Annotated in this window: 15 protein-coding genes and 5 tRNA genes; 6 read left to right on the top strand and 14 right to left on the bottom strand. The window is 60.9% G+C overall.

Annotated features, from left to right (window positions below; translation table 11 throughout):
• The first annotated feature begins 288 nt into the window (after positions 1-288).
• Together WN982_RS07950 and aceA are read left to right on the top strand one after the other, a co-directional pair.
• Positions 289-1,896, top strand: a complete 1,608-nt coding sequence (locus WN982_RS07950; protein WP_341315180.1) for a DEAD/DEAH box helicase — start codon at positions 289-291, stop codon at positions 1,894-1,896.
• A 438-nt stretch (positions 1,897-2,334) separates the two neighbouring features.
• A complete protein-coding gene (gene aceA / locus WN982_RS07945; RefSeq protein ID WP_341315179.1) occupies positions 2,335-3,639 on the top strand; it encodes an isocitrate lyase in 1,305 nt (434 codons plus the stop codon).
• A gap of 230 nt (positions 3,640-3,869) precedes the next feature.
• On the opposite strand, the gene WN982_RS07940 is transcribed toward aceA, so the two are convergent.
• Together WN982_RS07940 and WN982_RS07935 are read right to left on the bottom strand one after the other, a co-directional pair.
• On the bottom strand, positions 3,870-4,304 hold the full coding sequence (locus tag WN982_RS07940) for a universal stress protein (protein ID WP_341315178.1): 435 nt from the start codon (positions 4,302-4,304) through the stop codon (positions 3,870-3,872).
• Positions 4,305-4,474: 170 nt separating this feature from the next.
• Positions 4,475-5,377 carry a LysR family transcriptional regulator gene (locus WN982_RS07935; RefSeq protein WP_341315177.1) on the bottom strand — a complete coding sequence of 301 codons (903 nt, stop codon included), beginning with the start codon at positions 5,375-5,377 and terminating at the stop codon, positions 4,475-4,477.
• A 151-nt stretch (positions 5,378-5,528) separates the two neighbouring features.
• Here WN982_RS07935 and WN982_RS07930 point away from each other — a divergent pair, with 151 nt between their 5' ends.
• Positions 5,529-6,314, top strand: coding sequence for a haloacid dehalogenase type II (locus tag WN982_RS07930; protein WP_341315176.1), 786 nt, complete (start codon positions 5,529-5,531; stop codon positions 6,312-6,314).
• A gap of 87 nt (positions 6,315-6,401) precedes the next feature.
• A complete protein-coding gene (gene aceB, locus WN982_RS07925; protein ID WP_341315175.1) occupies positions 6,402-8,003 on the top strand; it encodes a malate synthase A in 1,602 nt (533 codons plus the stop codon).
• Between the two features lie 156 nt (positions 8,004-8,159).
• Here the strand turns inward: aceB and WN982_RS07920 are convergent, their stop codons facing one another.
• Both WN982_RS07920 and rraA read right to left on the bottom strand, forming a co-directional pair.
• Positions 8,160-8,561, bottom strand: coding sequence for a gamma-glutamylcyclotransferase family protein (locus WN982_RS07920; protein ID WP_341315174.1), 402 nt, complete (start codon positions 8,559-8,561; stop codon positions 8,160-8,162).
• A 53-nt stretch (positions 8,562-8,614) separates the two neighbouring features.
• Positions 8,615-9,109: a ribonuclease E activity regulator RraA gene (gene rraA, locus WN982_RS07915; RefSeq protein WP_341315173.1), complete on the bottom strand. Its 495-nt coding sequence runs from the start codon at positions 9,107-9,109 to the stop codon at positions 8,615-8,617.
• A gap of 147 nt (positions 9,110-9,256) precedes the next feature.
• On the opposite strand from rraA, the gene WN982_RS07910 reads away from it, so the two are divergent.
• A complete protein-coding gene (locus WN982_RS07910; protein WP_341315172.1) occupies positions 9,257-10,138 on the top strand; it encodes a helix-turn-helix transcriptional regulator in 882 nt (293 codons plus the stop codon).
• A gap of 22 nt (positions 10,139-10,160) precedes the next feature.
• On the opposite strand, the gene WN982_RS07905 is transcribed toward WN982_RS07910, so the two are convergent.
• From WN982_RS07905 to WN982_RS07870, 8 genes are all read right to left on the bottom strand, one after another.
• Positions 10,161-10,625, bottom strand: a complete 465-nt coding sequence (locus WN982_RS07905; RefSeq protein ID WP_341315171.1) for a GNAT family N-acetyltransferase — start codon at positions 10,623-10,625, stop codon at positions 10,161-10,163.
• Positions 10,626-10,779: 154 nt separating this feature from the next.
• Positions 10,780-10,856 (bottom strand) — tRNA-Asp (locus WN982_RS07900).
• Between the two features lie 82 nt (positions 10,857-10,938).
• Positions 10,939-11,014: transfer RNA gene (locus tag WN982_RS07895), tRNA-Glu, on the bottom strand.
• 60 nt (positions 11,015-11,074) lie between these two features.
• Positions 11,075-11,151, bottom strand: a tRNA-Asp gene (locus WN982_RS07890).
• A 95-nt stretch (positions 11,152-11,246) separates the two neighbouring features.
• A tRNA-Glu gene (locus WN982_RS07885) sits at positions 11,247-11,322 on the bottom strand.
• Positions 11,323-11,936: 614 nt separating this feature from the next.
• Entirely contained in the window at positions 11,937-12,149 is a 213-nt protein-coding gene (locus WN982_RS07880; RefSeq protein WP_341315170.1) for a hypothetical protein, read from the bottom strand.
• Between the two features lie 239 nt (positions 12,150-12,388).
• Positions 12,389-12,577 carry a hypothetical protein gene (locus WN982_RS07875; RefSeq protein WP_341315169.1) on the bottom strand — a complete coding sequence of 63 codons (189 nt, stop codon included), beginning with the start codon at positions 12,575-12,577 and terminating at the stop codon, positions 12,389-12,391.
• 265 nt (positions 12,578-12,842) lie between these two features.
• Positions 12,843-13,052 carry a hypothetical protein gene (locus tag WN982_RS07870; RefSeq protein ID WP_341315168.1) on the bottom strand — a complete coding sequence of 70 codons (210 nt, stop codon included), beginning with the start codon at positions 13,050-13,052 and terminating at the stop codon, positions 12,843-12,845.
• A gap of 681 nt (positions 13,053-13,733) precedes the next feature.
• Here WN982_RS07870 and WN982_RS07865 point away from each other — a divergent pair.
• A complete protein-coding gene (locus tag WN982_RS07865; protein WP_341315167.1) occupies positions 13,734-14,033 on the top strand; it encodes a hypothetical protein in 300 nt (99 codons plus the stop codon).
• 362 nt (positions 14,034-14,395) lie between these two features.
• On the opposite strand, the gene WN982_RS07860 is transcribed toward WN982_RS07865, so the two are convergent.
• Together WN982_RS07860 and gltX are read right to left on the bottom strand one after the other, a co-directional pair.
• Positions 14,396-14,471 (bottom strand) — tRNA-Ala (locus WN982_RS07860).
• 113 nt (positions 14,472-14,584) lie between these two features.
• Entirely contained in the window at positions 14,585-15,994 is a 1,410-nt protein-coding gene (gene gltX / locus WN982_RS07855) for a glutamate--tRNA ligase (RefSeq protein ID WP_341315166.1), read from the bottom strand.
• Positions 15,995-16,298: the final 304 nt, after the last annotated feature.

Below are 16,298 nucleotides of genomic sequence, written 5' to 3'. Positions count from 1 at the left end.
TCTCCTCTAGCGGCCTTTGCGGCGCAGCGCCTCGTAGCGTTTAGCTCCAATCCAGTTTAGAACCTGTCCCCTCCTGCCTAGCCCCCTACGGGCGATCATGTACCAGGCTGGCGGCACGCCGTGTTGGCATGTCGCAACCGATACAGCTTCTAACGAAAAGCTCGCCTTGTTTGTCGCGAGCTGCCCCCGTTTTTCGATTTGCTCGCTGCTTCTTTGCTCGCTGAATCCGACGACTTGGGTATGCCGATTGGCGCCGACGTATTAATTCCCTGTGTACCAAGGATTCTCATGACTTCGAGCAATACCCCCAGCAGCCCGTTGAACGCCATCGCCGATCAAGCCCTCGGTCTCGCCGACGCACCCGCGCAAGCCGCAGCAGTCGCTGCCGCTCCGGAAGCCGTTGCCGCTGAAGCCGCAGCGCCGACCGGCCCGACGTTCGCGTCGCTCGGTCTCTCCGCGGATGTCGTCTCCGCGCTGACCGCCGCTGGTTACCAAAACCCGACTCCGGTTCAGCAACGCGCGATCCCCGCCGGCATCGCCGGCCGCGATCTGCTGGTCTCGAGCCCGACCGGCTCGGGCAAGACCGCCGCGTTCATGCTGCCCGCCATCGAGCGTTTCTCGCAACTGCAAAAGGCGCAAGCCAGCCAGCCGCGTGAACCGCGTCCGGCTGACGGCGGCCGCACGCGCCGTCCGCAACCGGTTGCCCGTCCGACCATGCTGGTTTTGACGCCGACCCGCGAACTCGCGATGCAGGTCACCACCGCCGCTGCCACGTATGGAAAGCACCTGAAGCGCCTGCGCACCGTCAGCATTCTGGGCGGCGTCGCTTACGGCCAACAATTGATGCTGCTGGCAAAGAACCCGGAAATCCTGGTTGCCACGCCGGGCCGTCTGATTGACCACCTGGAACGCGGCCGTATCGATCTGTCGCAACTGCAGATCCTCGTGCTCGACGAAGCCGACCGTATGCTCGACATGGGCTTCATCGAAGACATCGAAACGATCGTTGCCGCTACGCCGGCTTCGCGTCAAACGATGCTGTTCTCGGCCACGCTCGACGGCAAGATCGGTTCGCTGACCGGCCGGCTGCTGAAGGATCCGGAACGTATCGAGATCGTTCAGCGCCTCGAACAACGCACCAACATCGCGCAAACCGTCCACTATGTCGACGACCGCGATCACAAAGATCGTCTGCTGGACCATCTGCTGCGCGACGCCGGCCTCGACCAGGCCATCGTCTTCACGGCAACCAAGATGGACGCCGACCAACTGGCTGGCCGTCTGGCCGACGCCGGTTTCGAATCGGCAGCTCTGCACGGTGACCTGCCGCAAGGCGCACGTAACCGCACGATCCGCGCACTGCGCGAGCGCCGTGTGCGCGTGCTGGTCGCCACGGACGTCGCCGCTCGCGGCATCGACATCCCGGGCATCACGCACGTGTTCAACTACGATCTGCCGAAGTTCGCTGAAGACTACGTGCACCGTATCGGCCGTACCGGCCGTGCTGGCCGCTCGGGCATCGCAGTGAGCCTCGTGCATCACGCCGAGCAAGGCGCGTTGAAGCGCATCGAGCGTTTCGTGCGCACGCCGCTGCCGGTCAACGTTATCGAAGGCTTCGAGCCGCGTAAATCGGCGCCGTCGGGCAATGGCCGTCCTGGCTTTGGCGGCCGTGGCCGTCCGGGCGGCGGCAACGGTGGCCGTCGTTTCGGCAGCGGTAGCGGCGCAGGCAAGCCGGCTGGTAACGGCGGCGGCGCTCGTAGCGGTAGCGGCAATGGCGGCGGCTGGGCCGGCAAGTCGGCTGGCGGCGGTTCGCGTGACGGCTACGGCGGTTCGCGTGACGGCGGCTACGGCGCACGCCGCAGCGACGGCCCGCGTACGGCGCGCCGCGGCAGCTAAGTTGCAGCTAAGCCACGGCTGTGCAGCAGCTATTCGCATAGCTCGATCTGTGCAGAAGTCAGCTTGAAAAGACCCGGACGGCCCCGCGCCGTTTGTCAGTCGGAAGAAACCGGTGCTCATGCACCGGTTTTTTTTGCCCGCCGTCAAAATTTCACGATGTGGAAAATTTTTTTGCGTCGTAAAAAATCGTGCTGCACGGCACAACACGCGCCATTGCAAGATGGAAAAATACGTTTCTTAATGCGAAATTATCTTTATAAGTAGTTGATTTAAAACAAATATAAATATTCAAAAAACGCTCCCAAGTGGCTATTGCCCGACCAGTGATTTGCCTAGACTCTTATATAAGACTTCGCGAAACGAAACGCCTAACCGGGCCAGCCGCTTCGACGAAGGCAGAGTTCACCAATTCATCTACAGGCAACCAAGGAGCACACCATGTCCCGCGAACAACAAGCCAAGCAACTCCAACAGCAATGGGAAACCGATCCGCGCTGGAAAGGCGTCAAGCGCACGTACACCGCTGACGACGTGGTGCGCCTGCGCGGTTCGGTGCCGGTCGAGCACACGCTGGCCAGGCGCGGCGCGGAAAAGCTGTGGGAATCGATCCATAACGAGCCGTTCGTCAACGCCCTCGGCGCGCTGACCGGCAACCAGGCCATGCAGCAAGTGAAGGCCGGCCTGAAGGCGATCTATCTGTCGGGTTGGCAAGTGGCGGGCGATGCGAACGTCGCCGGCGAAATGTACCCGGATCAATCGCTGTATCCGGCGAACTCGGTGCCGCTCGTCGTGAAGCGCATCAACAACACGCTGACGCGCGCCGACCAGATCCAGTGGTCAGAAGGCAAGAATCCGGGCGACGAAGGTTATATCGACTACTACGCACCGATCGTGGCCGACGCGGAAGCCGGGTTCGGCGGCGTGCTGAACGCGTTCGAACTGATGAAGGCGATGATCGAGGCCGGCGCTGCGGGCGTCCACTTCGAAGACCAGCTCGCTTCGGTGAAGAAGTGCGGCCACATGGGCGGCAAGGTGCTCGTGCCGACCCGCGAAAATATCGCCAAGCTGACCGCCGCGCGTCTGGCCGCCGACGTCTCCGGCACACCGACCGTGCTGCTGGCTCGCACCGACGCGGAAGCCGCCGACCTGATCACGTCGGACGTCGATGACAACGACAAGCCGTTCCTGACGGGTGAGCGCACGGTGGAAGGTTTTTATCGTACGAAGCCGGGTCTGGAACAAGCGATCTCGCGTGGTCTCGCCTACGCGCCGTACGCCGACATGATCTGGTGCGAAACCGGCAAGCCGGACCTCGAGTTCGCGAAGAAATTCGCCGACGCGATCCGCAAGGAATTCCCGGACCAACTGCTGTCGTACAACTGCTCGCCGTCGTTCAACTGGAAGAAGAACCTCGACGATGCAACGATCGCCAAGTTCCAGCGCGAACTCGGTGCGATGGGCTACAAGTTCCAGTTCATCACGCTGGCCGGCTTCCACGCGCTGAACTACTCGATGTTCAACCTGGCGCACGGCTATGCCCGCAACCAGATGACCGCCTTCGTCGAAATGCAGCAGGCTGAGTTCGCGGCTGCCGAAAAGGGCTTCACCGCCGTGAAGCACCAACGCGAAGTCGGCACCGGCTACTTCGACGCCGTCACGCAAACGGTCGAACGCGAAGCATCGACGACCGCGCTGCACGGCTCGACGGAAGACGAACAGTTTTTCGACAAGAAGGTCGCGTAATTCATTGCGCGGTCTGATCGCAGGAACGGCAAGGCAGACAGATGAAAAGCGGCCCCGCCAGAGGGCCGCCGTCAGGGAGGAGAACAACAGGCCGCAGAGCCAGAACCCTTAGGGCCGGAATCTGGGAGACAGCGCTCGCACAACTGATCGTGCGGCAACGCATACCGCGCGCCGGCCTCATCGTCGGCGCTTTTTTTGCTCCGCGCACACGCCGATCAGGACAGTCAGGCTCAGCGATACACGATCACAGGGATTTTCGTATGCGTGAGCACCCGCTGCGTTTCGCTGCCGATCAGCAGGCTGCCAAGACCGCGCCGTCCGTGCGAGGCCATGAAAATCACGTCGCAGCCGCCCTGCTCGGCCGCTTCGATGATGCCGAGATACGGCGCCGGGTGCACGCTGGTGCGGCTGTCGAACGCAACGCCCACACGGCGCGCGGCCAGTTCCACTTCCCGCAGATGCACGCGGGCTTCATGCTCGCTGCGCTGCAGGAACTCGGCCGGTGGTTCGATCACGACTTCGGAGAACGGCGAGTACGGATATTGCGGCAGACACGCGTAAGCGGTCACGCGTGCGCCGACGGCCTGTGCGAGATCGATGGCGCCTTCGATCGCTTTACGTGACAGGTCGGAACCATCGGTCGGAACCAGGATGTGCCTGAACATGATGCCCTCCGTCGCCTTGCGGCTCGCCGCGCGGCGTCAGCGTCCAACGAGCCCGGCATGGAAGCCGCTGCAATCGATTGTAGTGCGCCGAAATGATGCGCAAGGCGCGCCTGCGGGTCTGTCCGCATATCGGAAACCCCTTGCGCGGCATCGTCTGACCTTAGCGAGCTTTAGCCCCAGTAACCGGGATCGCCATACGTATGCTTGAGAAAGTCGAGAAAGAGCCGCACCCGCAACGGCAAATGACGACGCTGCGGAAATACCGCATGGATGCCGATCGGCGGTGCGGCGAATTCGTCGAGCACGCTCACCAGCCGACCGGCTGCGATATCGGCGCCGACTTCCCACCACGAGCGCCACGCGAGGCCATACCCTTCCAGACACCACTCATGCAGCACCGCGCCGTCCGAGCATTCCATCGTGCCGGACACCTTGATCGAGACCACCTTGTCGCCTTGCTGGAACATCCAGCCGCGCTGCTGGTTGGCGCTCGCACCGAGCGCGAGGCAGTTGTGATGGGCGAGATCGGCCAGGGTATGCGGCGCACCGCGCCGGCTCAGATACGACGGCGAGGCGACGCACACGCGGCGGTTTTCGCCGAGCTTGAGCGACACCAGCGACGAATCCGGCAGCTCGCCGAGCCGCACGGCGCAATCGAAACCTTCGTTGACCAGATCGACCAGCCGGTCGGACAGATCGAGCGTGATCGACACATCCGGATGTGCGACAGTAAATGCCGGCACGAGCGGCGCGACGTGCCGGCGTCCGAAACCCGCCGGCGCCGACAGCCGCAAATGGCCGCTCGCCTTCACACCGCCCGCCGACACGCTGGCCTCGGCGTTCTGCATATCGTGAATGACGCGCTGGCAGTCTTCGAGAAACGCCGATCCTTCGAAGGTCAGCGTGATCTTGCGGGTGGTGCGCACCAGCAGCTTGACGCCGAGCCGCTCTTCGAGCGCGTCGATGCGGCGGCCGATGATCGCGGGTGCGACGCCCTCGGCCAGCGCCGCGGCGGACAGGCTGCCCTTGGAAGCGACGGCTACGAAGGTCTCGATCTGCTTGAAACGGTCCATGAGTGGGCGGAGCCGCAACGGCGCGGGAAAGTGGTCGGTGCGCGTCAGATTAGGTGCATGAAAGTAAAAGATCAAGTGATCTTTAGCCTCTTTTTTAGCACAGACCATCACTAATACAATCTGTCTCGACCTCTGATAGGAGCGCACGGCAATGTCGGCCACAACGACACTCTCCCCTCAAGCAGTGATTTTCGATGCATACGGCACGCTTTTCGACGTGCACTCGGTGATCGCTGCCGCCGAGCAGATGTTCCCCGGCCACGGCGACGCGCTCTCGCAGCTGTGGCGTCTCAAGCAGATCGAATACACGCAATTGCGCACGCTTGCCGACCCGGCCGGCGCACATTACCGGCCGTTCTGGGACATCACGATCGATGCGTTGCGCTTCGCCGCGAAGAAGCTTCAACTCGCACTCAATCGCGCCGCCGAAAAGCGTCTGATGGATGAATACGCGTGCCTGTCCGCGTTCCACGATGCCGTGCCCGTGCTGCGCCAGTTGCGCGAAGCGCCCTCCGCGCTTGCGGGCAGCAAACATGGCGCGCGGCCTGGTCTCGCGATCCTCTCGAACGGCAATCCGCAAATGCTCGATATCGCCGTGAAGAGCGCCGGCATGACGGGCCTGTTCGACCATGTTCTTTCCGTCGACGCAGTGCACGCCTACAAACCCTCGCCCGCCGCTTATGCGCTCGGCACGCAAGCGTTCGACGTAGGGCCGCGTGAGATCGTCTTCGTGTCGTCGAACGGCTGGGACGTGGCGGGCGCTACCTGGTTCGGCTTCACCACTTTCTGGCTTAACAGGCAAAACGCACCAGCCGAAGAACTGGGCGTCATGCCGCATGGCACGGGCGGGAGCATGAGCGACCTGCTCGCTTTTCTGAAGACCCTCGCGTCGCCCGAACGCGGTAGCAGCCGCACGCGCCACAGCCCTGGCGCCTGACGGCAATTCGCAACTGATTCATACGACGCATTTCAACCGCATTTTCTACATTTGCATTATTGCAATCTGACCGACCAAGGAGAAACCATGGCGAACACGCTTTCATCGTCGCAACTGCCGCAGGGCATGGAAATCACGGCTGAGATCAAGCCGGGCTTTGAAGCCATTCTCACGTGCGAAGCGCTCGAACTCGTCGCCTCGCTGCATCGTACGTTCGAACCGCGCCGTCAGCAGTTGCTGCAAGCACGTGTTGCGCGCACTAAGCGCCTCGATGCAGGCGAGCGTCCCGACTTCCTCGCTGAAACGAAGAGCGTGCGCGAAGGCAACTGGACGATCGCGCCGCTGCCGCAGGACCTGCAATGCCGTCGCGTGGAAATCACCGGTCCGGTGGAGCGCAAGATGATCATCAACGCGCTGAATTCCGGCGCGGATTCGTACATGACCGACTTCGAAGATTCGAATGCGCCGAGCTGGGATAACCAGATCACCGGCCATATCAATCTGAAGGACGCGGTGCGCCGCACGATTTCGCTCGAACAGAACGGCAAGTTGTACAAACTGAACGACAGGATCGCCACGCTGATCGTGCGTCCGCGCGGCTGGCACCTCGACGAGAAGCATGTGACGGTGGACGGCCAGCGCGTGTCGGGCGGCATTTTCGACTTTGCGCTGTTCATGGTTCACAACGCGAAGGAACAGGTGGCACGCGGCACGGCTCCTTACTTCTATCTGCCGAAGATGGAAAGCCATCTCGAAGCGCGTCTGTGGAACGACATCTTCGTCGCCGCGCAGGAAGCGGTCGGCGTGCCGCGCGGCACGATTCGCGCGACGGTGCTGATCGAAACGATTCTCGCTGCATTCGAAATGGACGAGATTCTGTACGAGCTGCGCGAGCATAGCTCGGGCCTGAATGCCGGCCGCTGGGACTACATCTTCTCTGCAATCAAGAAGTTCAAGAGCGACAAGGATTTCTGTCTCGCCGACCGCTCGCAGATCACCATGACCTCGCCGTTCATGCGCGCCTATGCGCTGCTGTTGCTGAAGACCTGCCACCGCCGCAACGCGCCGGCGATCGGCGGCATGAGCGCGCTGATTCCGATCAAGAACGATCCGGCGGCCAACGACCGCGCGATGGGCGGCGTGCGTTCGGACAAGGCGCGCGATGCCGGCGACGGTTACGACGGCGGCTGGGTCGCGCATCCGGGCCTCGTGCCGATCGCGATGGAAGAGTTCGTCAAGGTGCTCGGCGACAAGCCGAACCAGATCGGCAAGCAGCGCGGCGACGTGCTCGTTACGGCCGCCGATCTGATGGACTTCCGTCCCGAAGCGCCGATCACCGAAGCGGGTCTGCGCAACAACATCAACGTTGGCATTCACTACCTGGGTTCGTGGCTCGCGGGCAATGGTTGCGTGCCGATTCACAACCTGATGGAAGATGCCGCAACCGCTGAGATCTCGCGCTCGCAGGTGTGGCAATGGATTCGCTCGCCGAAGGGCAAACTCAACGACGGCCGCAAGGTCACGGCGGAACTCGTGCGCGAGCTGTCGGCACAGGAACTCGCCAACGTGAAGCAGGCGGTCGGCGGCGATACGAAGCCGTACGAGCGTGCCGCACAGATCTTCGAAGAGATGTCGACCTCGGAACAGTTCACCGACTTCCTGACACTGCCGCTGTACGAGGAAATCTGAGGCTTTTGAAAAGCCTCATGCATCAGCAACCAATGACGTCGTACCGGGCCCGCTTTCGCCAGCCACGCAAGATGTGAAAGCCGCCTGAGTCGCAAGGCTGACCGACCGGACGGCCCGACAGGCTTATGCTTGCCGGGCCGTTTTTTTTGCGTTCGGCTAGCGCGTGCTGCGATGCTCGACCCAGTCGCCCGAGCGGATTTCATGCTGGCCTTTCACGGCCTTAGGCGTCACCGGATAGAAACGGCAATTCACCGCGTTGCCGTCCACTTTTACCATGACTTCGCGCGCGAGAAAGAGACCCTCGACCCCGGGATACACCCGTTCGATTTCATCGAGTACCGCGACCAGTTCGTCGTCGATCTCGTACACGTCACCTTTGACGTCGACGCCCGCTTCGTCGACGACGAGGCCGGGATACGAGCCAAAATCGAACAGATGTCCGCGGACGGTGGCCGTGCCGAGCAGGTTCGGCGCAGCAACGTCGTGCCGCGCCGCGGCCTTGCTGATGTCGTTCACTTCACCGGCCCTCAACGTGCCATATACAAAAACGGTCTGCATCGTCGTTCGCTCTCCTTGATTGAGTGTTTCGCTTGCCTGCAATTCAGTTCAGCTCAGTTCAGCGCCGTGCGCGCTACCAGCACGCCGTCGATATCCGCATAGATCCATTCGCCGGGGTGTACCGTCGCGCCCGGCAATTGCACCGGCACGTCGCGCTCGCCGGTGCCGAGCTTCTGGCCGCGTCGCGGACACGTTGCCAACGCGGCCACGCCGACATTGGCTTCATTGAGCTCAAGCGTATCGCGCACACAGCCGTTCAGCACAATGCCCGCCCAGCCATTCTGCTCCGCGATCTTCGCGAGATTGCCGCCGACCAGCGCGCAGCGCAGACTCCCGCCGCCGTCGATCACCAGTACGCGGCCTGCCCCCTTTTCTTCGAGCGTGGCACGCACGAGCGCATTGTCTTCGAACACCTTCAACGTGACCGCTTCACCGCTGAAGCACTCGGTGCGGCTGAACAGATGAAAGACCGGCTCGAGCACGCGCAACGTACCAAGCGACAGTTGGTCCTCGTGCGCATCGCACAAATCCGCGGTTGTAAAGCTCATGGGGTTCTCCTTGGGATCAGTGCAATCGGGACATTATGCAACGTCGCCCCCCCACAACCTACAATGAGAAGCCCGCGCCGTTTTTGAGTTCTGCGCGCTTTCGAGTTCTGCGTTTTTGACTTCTGCCCAACTGGATCGATCTTCACCATGAATGTGTCCGCCGACTCCGACCAGTCGAGCTTCGTCCACTTTGCCGACATTCCGCCGGAATTCCAGCCGACGCTGACACACCCGATCCGCGTGCGCTCGCGGCCGATGCCTTCCGGCTGGCGTATCGCTCGTCACACGCACGAGTGGGCGCAGGTGGCGTACGCGTCGCGCGGCGTGCTGCGGGTCGCGACGACGGGCACGACGTGGATGGTGCCGCCATCGCGGGCGATCTGGATGCCGCCGCATGTGACACATGAAGTGGTCGCCGTCGAAGACGCGTTCCTGCGCACGCTATACATCACTGAAAGCACTGTGCCGCCAGGGCTCGATACACCACGCGTGGTCGAAGTATCGGATCTGCTGCGCGAGGTGATCGCTGCACTCGATACGCCCGGCATCTCAGCGACGCGCGAGCAACTGCTTGGCGCGCTCGCGCTCGACGAGTTGACCCGTTCGGAGCCACTGCCGCTATCGGTGCCGATGCCCAACGAGAAGCGCCTGCGCGCGCTGTGCGAGGCGGTGATCGCGGACCCGACTCACGGCGAATCGCTCGAGCAATGGGCGTCGAGCGTGGGCGCGAGTACGCGCACGATCGCGCGGCTGTTTCGTCAGGAGTTAGGCGTGAGCTTTTCGCAATGGCGTCAGCAGGCGATTCTGGCGCACGCGATTCCGCTCCTGAGCCAGGGACGGCCGCTATCGCATGTCGCACTGGAGTTGGGCTATCAAAGCCAGAGCGCGTTCTCGGCGATGTTCCGGCGAGCCTTTGGCGAAAGTCCACGGGCGTTCATCGAACGGGGCTCGGAACATCGTGCGGAAAATGACGAACGTGGCGATGAAGAGACGGACGACGAGGCGGCTCAAAACCGAACGGATGTATGAGCGATGCCGGCATCGTTAAGCTTCAAACGCGTCGTGCCAGATGCCGGATCGCGCCGAGTTGCGCGAGACGTGGCCCGGTCAGCTTATAGCCCTTGCGCTGATAAAGCCGCGCGGCGGGATTGTCGACGAAGACGCGCAATTGCAGCTCGCGCAGCCCGCGCTCACGCGCCCATTGATGCGATATATCCAGCAGATACGTACCGGCGCCGAGCCGCCGATGTCCCTCGGCAATCTGCACGTCACGGATATGCAGCGAATCGCCTTCTTGCGTGATACGCAGCACGCCGATCGGCGCACCATCCATTTCGAGGATGAAGTTCTCCGACTCGCGCCAGCTGCCAAGAAACAGATCGCCACGCCAGACCAGATGATGCCGGCGATAGTAGCCGCCCATATTGTTGCGAGTCAGCGCCTCGGCGAACTCGAAATCGTCCATGCTGGCCGTGCGCAGATGAAACGGTGACGGAGCTTCGGTTGGATCGAACATGACGGAACGACGAAGAAGAGTCGGCTCAACGGTAAAACAGGCCGCGCGTGCTGGCAATGGCTGTTTGTCCCGAGCATACCCAGACGATACCCAGGCAGACCCGCATGCGGAAATAAAAAAAGCCCACTTCTTTCGAAGTGGGCTTTCTAAAATCTGGCGGAGCGGACGGGACTCGAACCCGCGACCCCCGGCGTGACAGGCCGGTATTCTAACCAACTGAACTACCGCTCCAGATTTTTGCACCGTGGCTTGTGAGCCTGGCTCACTCACCAATTGCACCGCTCATACTGCTGACCGAACGACGCCGATGTCCTGGCGTCCCCTAGGGGATTCGAACCCCTGTACTCACCGTGAAAGGGTGATGTCCTAGGCCTCTAGACGAAGGGGACAACGTACGCTTACATCTTTAATGAAAAAGCCCGTTCAAGTTTTTATGAACGGGCTTTGTCTGGCGGAGTGGACGGGACTCGAACCCGCGACCCCCGGCGTGACAGGCCGGTATTCTAACCGACTGAACTACCACTCCAGTCTTTACACCCTAGCTTGCGAGCGTCGGTTATTTCTCTGCAAGCTGCACCGCTTTTACTGCTTCTTATCGAACACTAAAGCGACGCTGATGTTTGGCGTCCCCTAGGGGATTCGAACCCCTGTACTCACCGTGAAAGGGTGATGTCCTAGGCCTCTAGACGAAGGGGACATAATCTTTTCAGATCTGTCTTTAACTCGCCGTCAACTCACGCTAACTTGTCAGCTACTTCGTATCGTCAACGGCGAAGACCGCTATTTTAACTACGTTACAACTGTTTGTGAAGTCTTTTTTGCTACAAGCTTTTCAGACTTCTGACTCACTTCAGACACTTTTTTGCAACATCCCCCTACAGAAACCGCTTGCGGGACACGTTGCTGAATCGTCAGCAGCGAAGAACGCAATTATACGCATCCCTTTCGCTGTTCAGCAAGTATTTTCTGCGGGTCCTCACTCATCTGCGCCTTCAGCTTTCGACTTTCTTCTCGAACCAAGCCGCGCTCGCCTGGGCAAACAGACCCGGCAGGCGGCACAACAGCACAAGCTGTCGGCGCATGTTGCGGATGGCCTGCCCACTATTTCGCACGAGTTCGGAAATCGTTTTGAAGTTCGGTTGAAACGGGCGAGGAGCGGCCCTTAGGCGACGACGGACTGAATTGGCTGCGCTATGGCATCGGCTGGAAGGTATCGGGCGAGCTGAAGAACGTCTCCCTCTACCTGTCACGCAAAGTGGTAAAACATCAGACCGGCCAATTTTCAGCGGCCGGCCTGGGGGCAACGGGAAGTCAGGCCTGCGGTGCGGCGTTATCCGCATCCTGCTGCGTATTGCCTTCGTCCTCTTTCTTTTCTACGAGTGATTCGAGTGCGCCAGCGCCTTTAAATCCCGCCACCGCCGCGATTCCCTTCGTCAGCAGCGAAGCATCCGGATCGAGCTTGTCAGTTGCCTCAACCGCTGCAACTGCACCTGCGATCTCGCCTACAGTATCCAGAATTCCCATGACAATCACCGTATGTGTTAAGTGTGAACAGTTACTACTTCGCCAATATCAAAGAGTGCTGCAGCAGTCGCAACTGCAGCACTTCCCGATGGCGACACCATGGCTTGCGCTGATGGCGAGCCGCTGCTCGCCGTCGACAACACTATCATCGCGGGAACCGTCAAACTGTAAAGCATTGTCAGTTGCCACCGTTCCGGCGGCGGACCTGCCTTCCCGAACACGCATGCCACCGGTCGAAACTATTGCGCCGAGGTCAGCCTCAGTCCGGGTCGCAACATCTGGGTGTTCTCCTGTTGGCCTTTGCGTTGATCGGATACCTCCTCAATGCCCTTTCTTGTTACCTCTTCGAGAAAGGTCAAACGGGCCCGATAGTAATCCGCACGCAGTTGGGCATCCAGCACCTGTTGCTCAGCCCGAAACAGCTCCATACGCAACTCGTTTAGCGCGCGCTCAGCCTGTTTCTCCGGAGTTGGAGCGTACTGTGAAGCCCAATTTGCAATCCATCTCAGCATGATAAAGCCCGCCCCTCTTCAAGTGCTTTTCGATACTCGCCAAAGCATACTTTCGCGCTGTCACCGCATGCAGCGGGTGCCACCGCTCACTAATGCCGTGAGTCAGAAATTCTTCGAATTGTTCGGGCCGTTTTCTACCTTTCGTACAGACACGGCTAGCGGATGATGGCGCGGTAATACGTTAGTGCTTACGGCCGAAGCACGCCTGAGCAGCTTCGGCGGGCGACAGGCCAGCGTCGAAATAGTCCCGAAGACACTTTAGGGTCGCTGTGTCGGGATGATAGGGCGGGTGGATAAATTCTGCCTGGACGGCTTCGTCGTACCAGGCATGCGTCCACTGGTCCAGCCCCGGTTCGTGTGTTAGCGATATGTGTTTCGATTCGTCGAACATAACGATTCTCGATAGCTCTGTAGACGCGTGCGCCGTTAATGATCGCGCTGATACTGCAGCCGATCCGGCGGCCCAACGTTGCCTGATACCGCGCAACTTTGCCTGCGAATTTCCGGCTCTTCACACTAGCCGAACATAGGCTATCAAAATGCGTCGCGTACGATCGTTAACTAGTGTCAGCACTCAGCCTTGCCGAAAAAATAACGCATAACATTCATTCGCGGAGCTGGCCTTCCGGCGCTCCGACAGGATTTCCGCGACCAGATAGCCGAGCCAAAAAGCACGCGCACACGGCGAACCCGATATCTGGCCGGCTGCGCCATCCCTGTCGTGCGAGCGACCGACTGGGATCTGCGGCGACGGCGCCGGGTTGCAACGACCGACGCAAACGGCAGACGCCGCGGCACTCGCGGTTCGTCTGTGTCTCACCCGTGCGTCGCGCGAAAGACGCCGTTCAGCGCAGACGCCCGACATCCCTGCGGCGGGCACCGGCAACCGGCCGACACCGCCAGCGCTTAAGTCGGCCGACGCAGCCCACGCCCAAGAGAAGATACGATAATGCTGCGACGCAGCATCCGGTCTTTTTTTGGGCTATATTGATTACTTGAAACAAGATCGGAATCGCAGCGCCCTCCCTGCGACGAGATCGGTTCGCGATACAGATCGCAAGTGGAGATCCGGATGCTCGACGCTGAAATTGCCGTAACGCTGCTCAACCGGTGGTGGCGCGAGGTACCAGGACGCGCAGCACTCACGAGTCTCGAACTTCTTCGTGAGGGCGGGCTTACTTTTGTACACCAGCGCGGCCACATGCTGACGGAAGGGCCAGACGGTGACGCATGTGGCGTCGAGTCGCTGCTCTTCCCTGACGGGTCGCGCGCAATGCGGATCGGCACTCAAAATCCCCCTCCAAACTGGACAAAGTGGGCCGCGTTCGATCCGGTGCACGAACTCTCTTCGACGCTCTCAAATTCCAGCTAGTGCGTGGGCAACATCCGTCCGCGTGGAGGCAGTCAGCTCGCCAGTACGTATTTGAAAAAGCGCCATACCGCTGCATGGGTGGAGCTTGAAAAAATGATGCTGCCAGCTCATCCCTTTTCATCAGCAGACCACCACACGTCAAAGCGTCCGACAAACTTACCGACATGATGGAGAGCCGCCCCATGGCGTCCACTTCATGGGGCGCGACTCAAGCGGATGCGCGATTCGAGGCTATTTGGCGCCACACGCAAACCGTGTAGCACTGCAGAATCCAAGGGAACGCTACGGAGCGTAGAAAAAATAAAGCCCTGATAAATCAGGGCTTTATTTCGAACTGCTTTGACTGTCTGCGGACCATGTTTTGGTGGAGGTAAGCGGGATCGAACCGCTGACCTCTTGCATGCCATGCAAGCGCTCTCCCAGCTGAGCTATACCCCCTTGCAGAACAGAAACGAGATTCTAGAGGCCAAATCGCGCTTTGTAAATACCCTTTGAGCAATTGCATGCGACTTTTTTCGCAAGCCGCATGCAAACCATCTCATTGCACGCGCTCAGGCCAGCGCTTTTTCGATACGGCTCACGACGACATCGCGGCCGAACAGCATCAACACGCTATCGATCGACGGCGTGTGCGTCGTTCCCGCCACCAGCAGACGCACCGGCATCGCCAGTTGCGGCATCTTCAGCTTGTGCGCACCGAGCGTGGCCTTCAACGCAGCGGTGATCGCTTCCTTGGTCCACTCCGCGGTCTTCAGCGCAGCGGCCAGATCGGCCAGCGCCGGACGCACTGCATCGGTAATGTGCTGCGCCAGCGCATCCGCTTCAGGTGCCGGTGTGCGATAGAACATGGCGGCGTTCTCGGCGATTTCCTTCACTGTAGGTGCGCGATCCTTCAGCAAGCCCACCACCGCCGTCAGATCGGCACCTTGCGCGATTGCGGCTTCGTCGATACCCACCTCGGCGAAGAACGGCCGTGCGAGGTCTGCGAGGCGCGCGTTGTCGGCTTCCTTGATGTAGTGCGCGTTGAGCCAGTTCAGTTTGTCGTGGTCGTACTGAGCCGGCGATTTGCCGAGATGCTCCAGGTCGAACCATTCGACGAACTGCTCACGCGAGAAGATTTCCGCATCGCCATGCGACCAGCCCAGACGCGCCAGATAGTTGACCACGGCTTCCGGCAGATAACCGGCGTCGCGATAACCCATCACGCTCATCGCGCCATGACGCTTGCTCATTTTTTCGCCCTGCTCGTTCAGCACGGTCGGCAAATGCGCGTACACCGGCGGCTCGGCGCCGAGCGCGCGCAAGATGTTGATCTGACGTGGCGTGTTGTTGACGTGATCGTCGCCGCGAATGACGTGCGTGATGCGCATGTCGAGATCGTCCACGACCACGCAGAAGTTGTAGGTCGGCGTACCGTCCGGGCGCGCGATCACGAGGTCGTCGAGTTCTTCGTTCGAGATCTCGATGCGGCCCTTCACAGCGTCATCCCACGCAACCACGCCGGTAAGCGGGTTACGGAAGCGCAACACGGGCTCGACGCCCGCCGGTGGCTGCGGCAACGTCTTGCCGGGCTCCGGGCGCCAGGTGCCGTCATACCGCGGTTTTTCGCCGGCTTCACGTTGACGCTCGCGCAGCGCATCCAGTTCTTCTGTCGACATGTAGCACTGGTACACGAGCCCGGCGTCCTGCATCTGCTTGAGCACTTCACGATAACGATCCATGCGCTGCATCTGGTAGAACGGGCCTTCGTCGAAGTCGAGGCCCAGCCATGCCATGCCTTCGAGAATGGCGTCGACCGATTCAGAAGTGGAGCGCTCGACGTCGGTGTCCTCGATCCGCAGCACGAAGGTCCCTTTCATCTTGCGCGCGAACGCCCACGGATAGAGCGCGGAGCGAATGTTGCCGAGGTGGATGAAGCCGGTGGGACTCGGTGCGAAGCGGGTACGAACGGAGGTGGTCATAAGCGGTTACTCGGAAGACGGGCGCCGGCGCCTGGCAAAACCTCGCCAGAAAAGCGCGGCAGCGGACCGCGTCCATGCGGCAGGCAGCGCCGCGCACGAACACGAAGGAAAAAATACAAGAGCCGAATTATACCTTCCGAAGGCGCATCACCTGCCCTCGTCCGGACGGCCAATTGCAGCGCAGGAAGCGCGCCCGGCGGCGCCCGAGGGCTTGCTCTGCAACGTTTCATTACGGGCCCGCCGCGCACCTGAAGCTTTGATTTATGATGTGCGCGCGCTGCGAGTTGGAATAGAACCGCCGCGC

Origin of the sequence: Paraburkholderia sp. IMGN_8 (assembly GCF_038050405.1) — a bacterium.
In the GTDB taxonomy this organism is placed as follows: Bacteria; Pseudomonadota; Gammaproteobacteria; order Burkholderiales; family Burkholderiaceae; genus Paraburkholderia.
Note: the sequence above shows the minus strand (reverse complement) of the source record. Positions and strands in the feature narration are given on the sequence as shown.

What these genes read in the sequence shown, in the direction of transcription:
- WN982_RS07920 (WP_341315174.1), bottom strand. Translation starts at nt 8,561, where the DNA reads ATGCAGACCGTTTTTGTATATGGCACGTTGAGGGCCGGTGAAGTGAAC.
- WN982_RS07950 (WP_341315180.1), top strand. Translation starts at nt 289, where the DNA reads ATGACTTCGAGCAATACCCCCAGCAGCCCGTTGAACGCCATCGCCGAT.
- WN982_RS07875 (WP_341315169.1), bottom strand. Translation starts at nt 12,577, where the DNA reads ATGGAGCTGTTTCGGGCTGAGCAACAGGTGCTGGATGCCCAACTGCGT.
- WN982_RS07870 (WP_341315168.1), bottom strand. Translation starts at nt 13,052, where the DNA reads ATGTTCGACGAATCGAAACACATATCGCTAACACACGAACCGGGGCTG.
- rraA (WP_341315173.1), bottom strand. Translation starts at nt 9,109, where the DNA reads ATGAGCTTTACAACCGCGGATTTGTGCGATGCGCACGAGGACCAACTG.
- WN982_RS07940 (WP_341315178.1), bottom strand. Translation starts at nt 4,304, where the DNA reads ATGTTCAGGCACATCCTGGTTCCGACCGATGGTTCCGACCTGTCACGT.
- gltX (WP_341315166.1), bottom strand. Translation starts at nt 15,994, where the DNA reads ATGACCACCTCCGTTCGTACCCGCTTCGCACCGAGTCCCACCGGCTTC.
- WN982_RS07865 (WP_341315167.1), top strand. Translation starts at nt 13,734, where the DNA reads ATGCTCGACGCTGAAATTGCCGTAACGCTGCTCAACCGGTGGTGGCGC.
- aceB (WP_341315175.1), top strand. Translation starts at nt 6,402, where the DNA reads ATGGCGAACACGCTTTCATCGTCGCAACTGCCGCAGGGCATGGAAATC.
- aceA (WP_341315179.1), top strand. Translation starts at nt 2,335, where the DNA reads ATGTCCCGCGAACAACAAGCCAAGCAACTCCAACAGCAATGGGAAACC.
- WN982_RS07880 (WP_341315170.1), bottom strand. Translation starts at nt 12,149, where the DNA reads ATGGGAATTCTGGATACTGTAGGCGAGATCGCAGGTGCAGTTGCAGCG.
- WN982_RS07935 (WP_341315177.1), bottom strand. Translation starts at nt 5,377, where the DNA reads ATGGACCGTTTCAAGCAGATCGAGACCTTCGTAGCCGTCGCTTCCAAG.
- WN982_RS07910 (WP_341315172.1), top strand. Translation starts at nt 9,257, where the DNA reads ATGAATGTGTCCGCCGACTCCGACCAGTCGAGCTTCGTCCACTTTGCC.
- WN982_RS07905 (WP_341315171.1), bottom strand. Translation starts at nt 10,625, where the DNA reads ATGTTCGATCCAACCGAAGCTCCGTCACCGTTTCATCTGCGCACGGCC.
- WN982_RS07930 (WP_341315176.1), top strand. Translation starts at nt 5,529, where the DNA reads ATGTCGGCCACAACGACACTCTCCCCTCAAGCAGTGATTTTCGATGCA.